Consider the following 13,002-nt stretch of genomic DNA (forward strand, 5'->3'; position numbering starts at 1 on the left):
GTGATGCAGGAGGTCGTGTGTAATGAACAAAGAACAACCAGCGTTAAAACAAGACATCGGCTTATTTTTTGCCCTATCTCTTGTCATCGGAACAATTATTGGATCTGGCGTTTTTATGAAGCCTGGCAACGTCCTTTCTTATTCAGGAAGCTCAGGCATCGCCTTATCCGCATGGCTGTTAGGCGGGATCTTAACCCTTGCAGGCGGACTCACAGTCGCTGAAATTGGTACACAAATCCCACGTACTGGTGGTTTATATGCCTACCTAGAAGAAGTATACGGTGAATTTTGGGGCTACTTATGTGGCTGGGTGCAAATTATTATTTACGGACCAGCGATTATTGGTGCTCTTGGTCTTTATTTTGGTTCATTATTAGCTAATTTATTTTCTCTTTCTTCTTTATGGGCTACAACCATTGGCATTATCACCGTTCTTTTTTTATGTGTGATCAACATCATGGGAACGAAATACGGTGGTTTTGTCCAAGGACTGACCACGATCGGAAAGCTTGTTCCAATTGCAGCAATTATTGTGTTTGGCTTATGGAAAGGAAATGAACATATTTTCACAGCCGTCAATGAGAGTATCGCACAAATGAACTTCGGTGCAGCAATTTTGGCAACATTATTCGCCTATGATGGCTGGATTTTGCTTGCAGCGCTTGGCGGTGAAATGAAAAATCCAGAGAAACTGCTTCCTCGTGCGATGGCAGGCGGTATTTTAATTGTCACAGCATGTTATCTCTTTATTAACATCGCCCTTTTGCATGTGTTACCAGCTGATCAAATCGTTCAACTAGGTGAAAATGCAACAAGCACAGCTGCTACAATGCTCTTTGGTCCAATTGGCGGTAAAATTATTAGTATCGGAATCATCATTAGTATCTTTGGCTGTTTGAATGGAAAGGTTCTTTCGTTCCCGCGTGTCATTTTTGCGATGGCAGAACGAAAACAAATTCCGTTTGCCAAAGCCATTTCACGCATTCATCCTACTTTTCAAACACCTTGGATCGCTGTATTTGTACAGATTTTGATTGCCATTGTGTTTATGATCGTCAGTAATCCCGAGAAGCTGTCAGAGGTTTCGATTTTCATGATTTACATCTTTTATGTGATGGCCTTTTTCGCTGTCTTTAAGCTAAGAAAACAAAACAGGGGAATGAAGCGCGCTTATAGCGTACCACTTTACCCGCTCACACCGATCATTGCGATTATCGGCTCTTTCTTTGTCTTAATCAGCACCATGATCACCGATTGGCAAAGCTGCCTGATCTCCATGCTGATCGGCATTGCCGGACTGCCGATTTATTACTACATGAAAAAAACACAAAATAAAGCAGAGCGCTAAGACAGCCTCTGCTTTATTTTTTATATTGCTTAATGACCTTATAAGATTCGTTTAAATATCTCATCAGCCGGTATGGCTTACTTAAAACCCGGATGGGGAGTCTTGAAATAAATCCATTCAGATTCGCCTTATACTCCTGCGTCATCCGCTTCGGCTTTGTGGCAATTTTTTCATATACTTCTTTGTAAAATTCCTTCATGATGTCGACTTGCACACTGATCTTCTGATGACACTCTGTACACTCAACGCTTTTCATCTGATCATTCACATAAACGATGCTGTGGAGGGTCTCTTCTTGGCACCGAGTACAGTGTAGGTTTGCTTCCATTTCGGTTTTCTTCAAGATACACAGCTCCTTTCTCGTTTGATGTTGCTCTTTTTATACAATACGATGGCTGTCAGCTGTTTATTGGACAGATGCTTCCTTTAAAATAGCTGCCGCAGTCAATTCATCGGTGACGAGCACCTGAATAAAGCCGCCGTTTAAGGCCCCTAAAATACTTTCAGCCTTATGGGTTCCTTCCACAACTGCGATGACTTTTTTCACGCTCTTTAATTGTTCTAACGATAATCCAATCACCTTTTGGTTCAGCTCATCTTGGACTGGTTTCCCTTCCCCGTCAAAGAAACGAAAACCAATATCACCAACAGCTCCTGATTGCCTTAAACCAGACAAATCTTCTTCTTTTAAATAACCGACTGTTTTCAATGTAGAGCCTTTATGCGGATTCCCAATACCGATCAGGGCAATATCAACATTTCTGCCTTCTTCAAGCACAGCTTCTATGTCCTGCATCGCCATCAGCCGCTCTTTTAATTCTTCTGTTTCTAAAATCGCAGGTGCATATAAATAAGAGCACGTACCATTCATCTTCTTTGCCAGCTCATATGCCAGCTGATTCGCGTGAATGTCGACTGCCTGCCTGCCCATTCCGCCCTCTAAAGGAATGACTTTGACATCGTTTCTTCGCTCAAATGGATATTCCTTCACTAGTTCGGCAAGTGTGGTTCCCCATGAAATACCGATTTTCTCAGCGCCTTTCATGTTTTTAGAAAGATAATAGGCGCCCGCTTGACCGACTGCCCGTTTGACCATCTCAGACATTGTCCCGACACTTGGGACAACGACAGCATCCGTTAATTGAAAGGTCGTTTCGAGCTGCTTTTCAAGTTCCACTGTATGAATACTTTCGTCTTTAATGTACACTTCAACGATTCCCACATCTTTTGCTTTTTGTAAGAGCTTTGAAATGACTGGTCTTGAGACATTGAGCTTTTTTGCAATCTCCTGCTGCGTCCACCCGTCTGTATAATAAAGATGAGCAACCTTGACGAGCTGTCGTCTTTCTTCCCAATTCAGCATGTGACATCATCCTTTTAATATACTATGATTACCAGTATACCAAACATTCGTTTCTAATTGGAACAATTGTTATGAAAATGACAAAAAGAGCGATTAACTCTCCGCTCTTTTTCCCTCGCTATATTTAGGCTGATACGTTCTCCCGCCATCTAATAAGAGTATCTGTCCGTGCAAATAGCTTCCCTCGTCACTTGCGAGAAATAAAGTGACTCCAGCAATATCTTCTGGTTTTCCTAATCTCCCGATAGGAATAAGTGATCGAAGCTGACTTTTCTCAAGCTCAGTCGGATAGAGCGTATCAAGCATCTGAGATTCAATGACGCGCGGTGCAATGACATTGATGCGGACATGATGTGAACCCAATTCCTTTACAAGCGAACGCATGAGACCAAATGCCCCGGCTTTTGACGCGTAATACTGGATGCCGCCGCCAGAGCCTGTTATCGCAGATCCTGATCCAATAATGACAACGCTGCCTTCTTTCCGCTCACATAGATAGGGTGCTAATGCTTTGATGCAGTAGAAAAGACCATATAGATTCACAGCCAGTGTCTTTTTCCAAAGTGAAAAATCAACCTCTAAAAAAGGAAGGGATTTCGTCATTCCTGCTGAATAGACAAGATGCCCAATGCCACCCAGCTCTTTTTCAGCTGCTGACGCCATTTGCTGAACACTTTCCCACGATGAAACGTCAGCTTGGAACGTCAGCAGCTGAGGATGCTGTTGTTTTAAAAGCGAAAGTCCCTGTTCATCTATATCTGACACAGCTACACGATGCCCTTCTTTTAAAAAACGCTGAGCAATTTCTTTGCCGATTCCTTGGGCGCCACCTACGATGAGAACTGGTTTTTGTTGATTAGCCAGCGCTCTCACCCCCATCGAGCATAATCGCTGCTCCATCTGTAAATGCACCGTACGACGTACTTAAGAAAACCGTCATATGAGCCACCGTCTCCTTGATTTGCTCTTTGTCAGGAAGCAAATGGAGAGGCGGCGGAAGTAGTGCCAATACCCGGATGCCTTTGTCTTTAAATTCGCGCGCTAATCCTTTTGTCATGGCATTCAACATACTATTTGATGTAGCATGTGAGATCCCGCCATCACCTGTTATGCTGCCTGATGAGGAAATATTAATGATGCAGCCCTGCTTCTGATCCACCATATGCCACACAGCGGCTTGACTGGAAAGAAAGACTGTATTTACGGATCTTTCCACTTCATCGACCCATATCTCAGGACTTACGTCATCAATCTCCTCATCTGCTTTTTGCTCGGCTTGATTGACTAAAATATCAAGCTTGCCGCATGTATCGATGACTTGTCTTAGCATAAGCGTAGCATCACGCGGTGTCTCAAGCGGATTGATGACAACAGTCGATTGGCCGCCTAATTTTTCAATGTCTTCGCTTATCGACTTTGCTTTTGATTCATCACGAAAAGCGTGTATGAAAACATGTGCACCTGCCTGGGCCAAAGCTAGGCAGATGTCTTCTCCAAATCCATCTGTGCTATCTGTCACAAGTGCCACTTTCTGATGAAGCTGGACGTGCACACGGATCTCCTCCCTATCCCTTGTTTGGCATTTATTTTCTCAGCTTACTCACAATATCAAGAGCTGCTTCATAAAAGCCTTCTGAGATGGTTGGATGCGGGTGAATCATTTTGGCCATCTCTTCCGCTGTTCCTTCTAAATACATAAATGAGGAAGCCTCTGATATCATCTCCGTTACGTGCGGACCAACCATTGTAGCGCCAATGACTTCACCATATACGGTATCGTACACGAGTTTAATAAAACCGGTTTGAACACCTGCTGCCAACGCTTTTCCGCTTGCAGCTAAATCAAATCGCTCTGCCCGCACGTTTAGCCCTTTGGCTTTTGCCTCTTTCTCAGTCAGTCCCACACTCGCTACTTCTGGCAATGTATAAATACATCTAGGAACGATGTCGTGATTCATTTTTTCAGGCTCGCCGCATATATTGCTGACCGCAACGGCTGCCTCTGCCATCGCCGCATGAGCGAGCTGATATCCGCCGGCTACATCTCCAATTGCATATACACCTTCAGCACTTGTCTTCATCTCGTCGTTTACTTTAATAAAAGGACCATCCAGCTGAAGGTCCAGCTGACTGACAGCAGAGACATTTGGTCTTCTTCCGACACAAACTAGTAGTCTTTCAGCCGTAAAGATGTGCGTCTCTCCTTTATCGTCTGTCGCATGAATCGCTTTGACTCCTTCGCTTTCTGTTACCTCTGTCACCGTCGTTTTCTTTGCGATATGGATGCCTTTTTTCTTCAATTCTTTTTCTAGTAATTTCGAAGCTTCTTCATCTTCCTGCGGAATAATCGACGGAGCGGCTTCTATAATGGTGACTTTTGATTGGAGACTCTGGAAGATGCATGCCAGCTCAAGACCAATTACACCCCCGCCAATAATGACGACAGATGCAGGAATATCTGGGATGTCAAAGATCGTATCACTTGTGTCAAATTGAATCTCTTTGAGCCCTGGAATAGGCGGAATAGCAGGTGATGAGCCAGTGGCAATGATCAGCTCTTTTGTTTCAATCGTTTCTGACCCATCTTGTTTTTCAATGTCAATGCGATTTTTTGTCACAGCTGTGCCTCTGCCGTTATATACATCAATCTTTCCTTGCTTTAATAAAAAGGCGATTCCGCCCCTGAGTTTTTCGATGACATCATCTTTACGTTTTCTCATTTTATCGAAGGAAAGAACCATCTCACCTGTTTCGATTCCCCAGCTTTTTGCTTTCTCAATGGATTCAATGACTTCTGCATGTTTGAGCAGTGTCTTTGAAGGGATACAGCCTCGATTTAAACAAGTCCCCCCTAGAAAATCCTCTTCAATCAATGCAACCTTGTGTCCACGTTCAGCGGCTTGAAGGGCGGCAGTGTATCCGCCAGGCCCTCCGCCAATGACTGTCAGATCATACGTTTTTGTCATCCGATTCATCTCCTACATTAGCAATTCAAATGGTTGTTCAAGCACTTTTTTAAGGTCTGTTAAAAAGGCTGCTGCTGGTGCACCATCTACCACTCGATGATCAAATGATAAACTGACGCCCATCATTGGCCGCACCTGAATTTCTCCATCGATCACTACAGGTTTTTCTTGAATGCGTCCAACGCCTAAAATCGCCACTTCCGGCTGATTAATAATTGGGGTAAACGTGTCAATGGCATACATCCCTAAGTTACTAATGGTAAATGTAGACCCCTTCAACTGGTCTGGCAGCAGCTTTTGATCGCGTGCATTTCGACCAATTTCTTTTGCTTCTTTTGTGAGCTGTTTCAGCCCTTTTTGATTTGCATGAGAGATGACCGGAACCATTAAGCCGTCTTTCACAGCAACCGCAAGACCAATGTGCACATCCTCATGGAAATGGAGCTCATTTTGTTCAAACGTCATATTGATTTGCGGATGGCGCGTGAGGACACTGCTGACCGCATGGATGATGATTTCTGTAAACGACAATCTGTAGCCTGTTTCTTTTTCTATCGCTGGGAGCAGCTGTTTGCGCACTTCTTTTGCTTTTGTCATATCAATTTCACTTGTTAATGTGACGTGCGGCGCTGTAAAGGCACTTTGTGACATGCGATCTGCGATCACTTTTCTCATCCCGGCTAGTTTTTGTGTTCTCACTGGAGCAGCTTCTGCCTTTTGTGCGCCTGCTGCTGTCACATCACTCTTCATGATTTTGCCGTGAGCGCCAGAACCAGCAACATTCGCTAAGTCGATTCCTTCACGAGCAGCCACTTTTCCTGCAAGTGGTGATACGCGCTGGCCTTCCTCGTTCGTATGAAGGGCCGCTTCGACATCCCGTTTTTGAATTCTGCCTTTTGGTCCTGTACCAGATACTTCGTGAATGGCAACTTGGTGATCTTTTGCCGTTTTTCTCGCTGCAGGTGTTGCGCGTACTTTCTCACCCACCGCTGGTTCAACTTCAGTCGAAACAGATGGTTCAGATGGTGATGACGTTCCGCTGTCTTCAGAAGATGCTTCATCTGACTGCGCTGGCGGCTCGCTCGGTACCTGCTCATTTGCCTCTCCGATATATCCAATGACAGCATTGACTGGAATCTGATCATCTGCTTCGTAATATTTCTTTAGAAAAACGCCATCATCATAGGCTTCAACCTCGATATTGATTTTGTCTGTCATAATCTCAAATAGAGGCTCACCGATTTCAACCGAATCTCCTTCTTCTTTAAACCATTGAAGCAAGGTACCGATCTCCATCGTACTGCTTAGCTTCGGCATAAATATCTCTTTTGGCATGATCTTCTCCCCTTTACTTAAGAGCGCACGAGCTCTTTTGCTGCTTCAATAATATCTGGCACTTGTGGAATGACTGCTTTTTCCAGCGTTGGGTTGTACGGTATTGGGACGGCAAGACCGCCAAGTCGTTTAATAGGTGCATCTAAATAGTCAAAGGCTTCACTTTCCGCTATCATACTGGCAATCTCTCCGCCGTAGCCGCCTCGTTTCACTGCCTCATGCACAACGATACATTTGCCTGTTTTTTTCACAGATTCAATAATGGTTTCTTCATCTAATGGGACGAGCGTTCTCGGATCAATGATCTCGACATCGATTCCTTCCGCTTCTAGTTCCTTCGCTGCTTCGAGCGCTTTGTGCACCATAATGGCTGTTGCGACAATTGTGACGTCCTTTCCGCTTCTCTTCACATCCGCTTTCCCTAAAGGAATCGAATACTGCTCTTCTGGTACTTCACCGATTGTTTTATATAAAAGCTTGTGTTCATAGAAAATGACAGGGTTGTCATCATCCATTGCTGCTTTTAAAAGTCCTTTTGCATCATAAGCTGTTGAAGGCTGAACCACCTTTAGTCCAGGAATATGAGCCATCCACGCTTCTAAGCTTTGGGAGTGCTGCGCTGCGGCACCTGTCCCAGAACCTGCTGGTGTTCTGACAACAAGCGGCACCTTCCCTTTTCCGCCAAACATGTAACGTGTTTTCGCTGCTTGGTTTACAAGCTGATCCATTGCAATTGTAATAAAGTCAGAGAATTGTAGTTCTAAAATCGGACGCATCCCTGTCAAAGCCGCTCCGACTGCGCCTCCTGCGATGGCAGCCTCTGAAATCGGCGTATTGCGGACGCGTTCTGGACCGAATTCCTCGATCATCCCGCGCGTGACACCAAATGCGCCACCGTATACGCCGATATCTTCACCTAAAATGAAGACATCTTGATTTTTTCTCATTTCCTGACTCATTGCTTCTCGAACGGCTTCTAAATATGAAATCTCTCTCATTGTCGTGTTTGTCACGTGATTCCCCTCCTAATTAGGCGTATACATCCTCTAATAGTGTGTCAATTGATGGTTCTTTACTATTTTTCGCAAATTCAACAGATGCCTCGATCTCTTGCTTCGCTTCTTCTTGTAAACGAGCAGCCTGCTCTTCTGTCAGAACATCTAGCTCCATTAAGAGTGACTTAAAGCGTTTAATTCCGTCTTTTTGTCTCCATTCTGTCTCTTCTTCACGTGTACGGTATTTTTTCGCATCACTCTTAGAGTGACCCTTCCAGCGATACGTTTTCATTTCAATGAGTGATGGCCCTTCTCCAGCTCTTGCACGGCTGACCGCTTCATCTACTGTGTTCATAATCTCAACCATGTCATTTCCATCAATCGATTTTCCTGGGATTCCATAGCTTTCTGCTCTTGTTGAGATGTCTTCAATGTTGATCATTTCTTTCACAGGACCAGACATGCCGTATTGGTTGTTTTCACAAATAAACACAACAGGTAAATCCCAAATGGAAGCAAGATTCAGCGCTTCATGGAAGCTGCCTTCATTTGTGGCACCGTCTCCGAAGAAACAAAGGACCACAAAGCCTTCCTTTTTCATCTTGGACGTGAGCGCCGCACCTGTTGCAAGCGGAATACCGCCGCCAACAATCCCATTTGCCCCAAGGTTTCCTTTTTCTAAGTCGGCAATATGCATGGAACCGCCTTTTCCTTTGCAGTAACCTGTTTCACGTCCGAACAGTTCAGCCATCATTTTATTGACCTCTGCACCTTTTGCAATACAGTGACCATGTCCGCGGTGTGTACTAACAATCTTATCTTCATCCTTTAACACAGCAATAGATCCAACAGCCGATGCTTCCTGTCCAACACATAAATGGGTCGTTCCATGGATTAATCCTTTAGCAAAGAATTGATCGACCTTTTCATCAAAATATCTTACTAACCACATTTGTTTATATAAATCTGCTAATTTCTCATGACTAATCTGTTCAGGCAAAGTGATTTGTTTTTGCATTTCTTCTCTCCCCTTTACATTTGTTCTTATGTGTTACATTTGTAATTATCATACGTTTAACTCTCATTGAAGTCAAGTATTTCCGTTTATTTTTTAAGCGTTTTCATCTTTTTTCAGAAAAAAAGAGAAAGGCAAAGCCCTTTTCCAAAGACCTTCTCTTTCTCTCCATCTCGTACATTCTCATTCATCTGGATACATCATGATTTTGACGCTTTCACCTTCTGGATGCCTAGCGCATTCTATCGCCTGACGAAGCTGACTTAATGGATATCGATGCGTCACCATTTTTTCTGTATGAACGACCTTTGCTTTTAAGAGCTCTAGCGCTTCACGATAATGGTATGGATGCGAGGAATAAGCTCCGACTACTTTTACTTCATCATGGAAAAAACGTTCTGCTGGAATGGAGACATCCCCTTTCGGAAAGTGAGCAAAGACCAAAATCGTTCCGCCTCTTGCAACAGCTTGAAATGCTTCTTTTAAAAGCGCACTGCTCCCCACAGAAATAATGACAAGGTCCGCTCCCTTTCCATCTGTTTCTTTCATGACGCGGTTTTCTACTGGCTCAGATGCTGGATGAAAAGCGACGTCCGCCCCAAGATTTCTTGCTTGAAGGAGCCTGTTCTCATTTACGTCTGTGATCATCACTTTTCCAGCCAAATAATATTTGGCAAGCTGTAATTGAATGCAGCCAATTTGCCCCGCTCCAAGAATCAAGACCGAATCTCCAGGATGAACGGGCGCCCTTTCAAAGCCGTGAAGACAGCAGGCAACCGGTTCGACCATCGCTCCTTGTTCATATGAGACGTCATGTGGGAGCTTGCCCATTGTATGCTTCACATGTAAAGCAGGAACACGAATATATTCCGAAAAACCGCCCGGCTCTACATTTGTGGCTGCAAATTGCGGGCACATTGTATAAAATCCTCTTTGACAAAAGTCACAAGTGAAACAAGGGACATGATGCGCTACATACACCCTGTCTCCCGTTTGAACATGTGTGACGTGACGGCCTGTTTCGATAATGTCACCTGCGATTTCATGCCCTAGCACTGTGCCAGGAGGTACCGTCTCATGTGTCGCTTTATAAATATCCGTCCCGCATAACCCGCAGGCACGCATTTTTAATAATACTTCATCATCACCAATGGCTGGCCGCTTCCGCTCCTCGTAACGAATGTCTTCTGAAGAATAAAAGACAGCTGATTTCATTTAGCCGCATCCTCCTTTTCATCACATGTCGCAAGACTCTGCAAGGATTGAACGAGCTGCTTGTACTCACTCATCTCACTTGAAATCCAGTAGCGTCCGCCAAATATTCGCGCAGGTCCCACTCTGACATATACTTTCCCGATATGAGGATATGGTTTTAAAAACAATTTTCCTTTAATATCGGACACGGCATATGTGTGCCACCTGCCAAACGCACCTATTTTCAGCTCATCTTCACTAATCATGATATTCGTTGGCTGATTCAGGCCAGTGATGCTAGAAAGCATAAGGATAGGCAGCGTATAGACACCTAACACAGCTAATGGCTCAGGTCCTGCCGACATCAACGTATAAAGAGACCAGAGAAAAAACACACATATTAACAAAGCCGGAAGGAAAATAGAAAACATGGCAGACGTTCGGCTATAAGCATGCTGCTGCATGAGAGCTCCTCCTTTCAAATGACATGGAAGGAGCTTTCGCAGCTCCTCCACGCAATCATCGTTCACTTAATATGATCGATAATTTTTTCAATATCTTCTTCAATGCCAAATCCCGTTAAAAAAGATAACGTTTGAATCACAGGCGTTCCTTTTGTATCACTAACAGGCGTTGTCGTCACAATTAAATCAGCACCCTCCGCTTTCTGCGGAACCTCAGATGCCTTACACTGTTCAACGATGACATCGTATCCTTTTTCCTTTAATGTCTCTTCTACCTTTTTTGCCACAACCGTTGACGTTGCAACTGCCGTTCCGCAAGATACTAATATTTTTTTTGCCATGAGAATCCCTCCAGGTCGTTTATTGATCTTTCTGATCTAAGCCCATTTCTTTTGCATACTGCTTTTTAATATCATTTCGCACCCAGTACCAAAGAAGCGCATATGCCAGTGCACAGACAATCGCTGCAATGAAGTAAGGATTGCTCGGATCAAGAAGTCTCACCATGATCCAAGGAATGACGTGTGAACCAAGATCGATACCAGAGATCATATTTGCCCCTTCTGGGAAGTCGAAACCAACTGCTTTCCCCATTGTTGTGGCGAGTGGTGCAAGGTTCGTTGCAATGAAGAAGACAATCATTAAGGTAAAAATACTGTTAATGAGGCCGCGAATAATATTCCCACGAGCGGCTGCTACTGCCCATACTACTGTAAATGGCAGAACCGATAAGTCTGCAAACGGCAGCATACCATTGTAAGGAAGAACGACAGCGAGCAAAATGGTGATTGGCACCATCAAAAGGGCTACAGCCATATTCGCTGGATGACCAATGACAATCGCTGTATCCAAACCAATATAGACATTTTTTCCAGGGAAACGCTTTTGAATATAAGAACGAGCACCCTCAGAGATTGGAATAAGTCCTTCCATTAATAAAGCAACCATTCTTGGCATTAACACAAGCACTGCAGCCATTTGAATTCCAAGGGTCATGACACCTTTTGCATCATAGCCCCCAAGAAGACCAATAATGATACCAAGTATAAGACCCATCACAAGCGGTTCACCAAAGATGCCAAAACGTTTTTTCAAAGTTTCTGGATCCGCATGAATTTTGTTTAGACCAGGGATTTTATCAATCACGCGGTTTGACGCATACATGAGCGGAGCGAAGTTGACCGTTTCAGCATGAGCCATCGATACGCCTTTTAATCCGAAATGGTGTTCAATCGTCGGTGCCGTCCAATCGGCGAGTTTTAGTGTAATCGCAGAAACGATTAAACCAACGGCAAGAGCTAAGAACATATTATGATAAGCGTAGTAAGTAACAGAGGCAGCGAAAATCAAATGCCAGAAATTCCAAATATCCACATTCAATGTTTTCGTAAAGTTAACAGACAGCAAAATGACATTTAACAAGAGCACAAGAGGAATCATCAAAGGGGCAACAGGTGTACCAAATGAAATGGCGGCTCCAATCGGCCAGCCGACATCTAAAATATCAAGCTTTAATCCAAGAGAATTGACCATGGCTTTGGCTGCTGGTCCAAGACCGCTTACGAGTAAATTAATGACCAGATTGACCCCGACAAATCCAATTCCGATGGTAATACCTGCACGGAAGGATTTTTTAAATCCTTGCCTTAAAATCATACCGAATAACGTCATAATAATTGGGAGCATAATTGTTGGCCCTAAGTCTAAGATGAAATCGACGGCTTGCTTGATCATACATCCACCTCCTGATTTTAAATAAAGCGCTTACATTATGTCGTGAATAGCTATTGGTTTAATTCTTTTTGAAGTACATCAACTGCTTCTTCATACGATGTCATGTGAGATAAACTTGTCATTACTTCTTCTTTTCTGAAAAGCGTCATCAGTTTCTCTAACATCACGAGCTGTTTACTAGGTTCAGAGATTGCCAGAACGAACACAATTTTGGCTTGAACTGTCTCATGAGGGCTTCCCATCTTATGAAAAATAACAGGTTCCTTTAATGTCGCTACACTGATCGCCGGTTTGTTTACATGTTCAGGATCTGTATGGGGAATGGCTACCCCAAAGGTCGCAAGAGGAAGACCGGTCGGATATATTTTTTCTCTTTCAAGCACTGCTGGTAAAAAGCTCGATTTGATATACCCTCCAGTTTCTAACCTTTCTGCTAAATAGGCAGTCACCTCCTCACTTGAAGATGCTTCGTATTGCAGCTCAATCAGCTGTTGATCTAACTCAAACAAGCTGTTCAAACAACCACCCCTTTCATTTGGTATAAATATGAACACATGTAACAAAAAGAATGAACATTTTAAAATAGAA

The 13,002-nt window shown here is 43.7% G+C and carries 14 protein-coding genes; 1 reads left to right on the forward strand and 13 read right to left on the reverse strand.

The genetic code is table 11. The features are described from left to right. Positions 1 to 22: 22 nt before the first annotated feature. The gene (locus ACTJJQ_RS01145) at positions 23 to 1,348 is read left to right on the forward strand and encodes an APC family permease (RefSeq protein WP_041092308.1); all 1,326 of its coding nucleotides are present in this window, start codon (positions 23 to 25) and stop codon (positions 1,346 to 1,348) included. Between the two features lie 13 nt (positions 1,349 to 1,361). Here ACTJJQ_RS01145 and ACTJJQ_RS01150 read toward each other — a convergent pair whose 3' ends face one another. The 13 genes from ACTJJQ_RS01150 to ACTJJQ_RS01210 all read right to left on the reverse strand — a co-directional run bounded on the left by ACTJJQ_RS01150 (position 1,362) and on the right by ACTJJQ_RS01210 (position 12,932). Continuing rightward, positions 1,362 to 1,691 (reverse strand): hypothetical protein, encoded by a 330-nt coding sequence (locus ACTJJQ_RS01150; RefSeq protein ID WP_008358910.1) that lies wholly within the window; start codon positions 1,689 to 1,691, stop codon positions 1,362 to 1,364. Between the two features lie 63 nt (positions 1,692 to 1,754). Continuing rightward, positions 1,755 to 2,711, reverse strand: coding sequence for a sugar-binding transcriptional regulator (locus ACTJJQ_RS01155; protein WP_007498849.1), 957 nt, complete (start codon positions 2,709 to 2,711; stop codon positions 1,755 to 1,757). 93 nt (positions 2,712 to 2,804) lie between these two features. Then, positions 2,805 to 3,590, reverse strand: coding sequence for an SDR family NAD(P)-dependent oxidoreductase (locus ACTJJQ_RS01160; RefSeq protein WP_072367659.1), 786 nt, complete (start codon positions 3,588 to 3,590; stop codon positions 2,805 to 2,807). Next, a complete protein-coding gene (locus tag ACTJJQ_RS01165) occupies positions 3,568 to 4,263 on the reverse strand; it encodes an SDR family NAD(P)-dependent oxidoreductase (protein WP_440599884.1) in 696 nt (231 codons plus the stop codon). Before ACTJJQ_RS01165 ends, ACTJJQ_RS01160 begins: the two co-directional genes overlap by 23 nt. A gap of 31 nt (positions 4,264 to 4,294) precedes the next feature. Beyond that, positions 4,295 to 5,677, reverse strand: a complete 1,383-nt coding sequence (gene lpdA / locus ACTJJQ_RS01170) for a dihydrolipoyl dehydrogenase (protein WP_056407862.1) — start codon at positions 5,675 to 5,677, stop codon at positions 4,295 to 4,297. Positions 5,678 to 5,689: 12 nt separating this feature from the next. Continuing rightward, a complete protein-coding gene (locus ACTJJQ_RS01175) occupies positions 5,690 to 7,012 on the reverse strand; it encodes a dihydrolipoamide acetyltransferase family protein (RefSeq protein WP_178897143.1) in 1,323 nt (440 codons plus the stop codon). Between the two features lie 17 nt (positions 7,013 to 7,029). Beyond that, the gene (locus tag ACTJJQ_RS01180) at positions 7,030 to 8,010 is read right to left on the reverse strand and encodes an alpha-ketoacid dehydrogenase subunit beta (RefSeq protein ID WP_026050078.1); all 981 of its coding nucleotides are present in this window, start codon (positions 8,008 to 8,010) and stop codon (positions 7,030 to 7,032) included. 31 nt (positions 8,011 to 8,041) lie between these two features. Beyond that, entirely contained in the window at positions 8,042 to 9,025 is a 984-nt protein-coding gene (pdhA, locus tag ACTJJQ_RS01185; RefSeq protein WP_048001645.1) for a pyruvate dehydrogenase (acetyl-transferring) E1 component subunit alpha, read from the reverse strand. 180 nt (positions 9,026 to 9,205) lie between these two features. Further along, positions 9,206 to 10,237, reverse strand: coding sequence for an alcohol dehydrogenase catalytic domain-containing protein (locus tag ACTJJQ_RS01190; protein ID WP_017367078.1), 1,032 nt, complete (start codon positions 10,235 to 10,237; stop codon positions 9,206 to 9,208). Further along, positions 10,234 to 10,680, reverse strand: a complete 447-nt coding sequence (locus ACTJJQ_RS01195; protein WP_008346260.1) for a hypothetical protein — start codon at positions 10,678 to 10,680, stop codon at positions 10,234 to 10,236. Before ACTJJQ_RS01195 ends, ACTJJQ_RS01190 begins: the two co-directional genes overlap by 4 nt. Before the next feature lie 62 nt (positions 10,681 to 10,742). Next, the gene (locus ACTJJQ_RS01200) at positions 10,743 to 11,021 is read right to left on the reverse strand and encodes a PTS sugar transporter subunit IIB (protein WP_008346262.1); all 279 of its coding nucleotides are present in this window, start codon (positions 11,019 to 11,021) and stop codon (positions 10,743 to 10,745) included. A gap of 19 nt (positions 11,022 to 11,040) precedes the next feature. Continuing rightward, positions 11,041 to 12,414 carry a PTS galactitol transporter subunit IIC gene (locus ACTJJQ_RS01205; RefSeq protein ID WP_007498866.1) on the reverse strand — a complete coding sequence of 458 codons (1,374 nt, stop codon included), beginning with the start codon at positions 12,412 to 12,414 and terminating at the stop codon, positions 11,041 to 11,043. A gap of 50 nt (positions 12,415 to 12,464) precedes the next feature. Beyond that, positions 12,465 to 12,932, reverse strand: a complete 468-nt coding sequence (locus ACTJJQ_RS01210; RefSeq protein ID WP_144684613.1) for a PTS sugar transporter subunit IIA — start codon at positions 12,930 to 12,932, stop codon at positions 12,465 to 12,467. Between the last annotated feature and the right edge of the window lie 70 nt (positions 12,933 to 13,002).

Origin of the sequence: Bacillus sp. 22483 (assembly GCF_052044605.1) — a bacterium.
GTDB classification, from domain to species: domain Bacteria; phylum Bacillota; class Bacilli; order Bacillales; family Bacillaceae; genus Bacillus; species Bacillus altitudinis.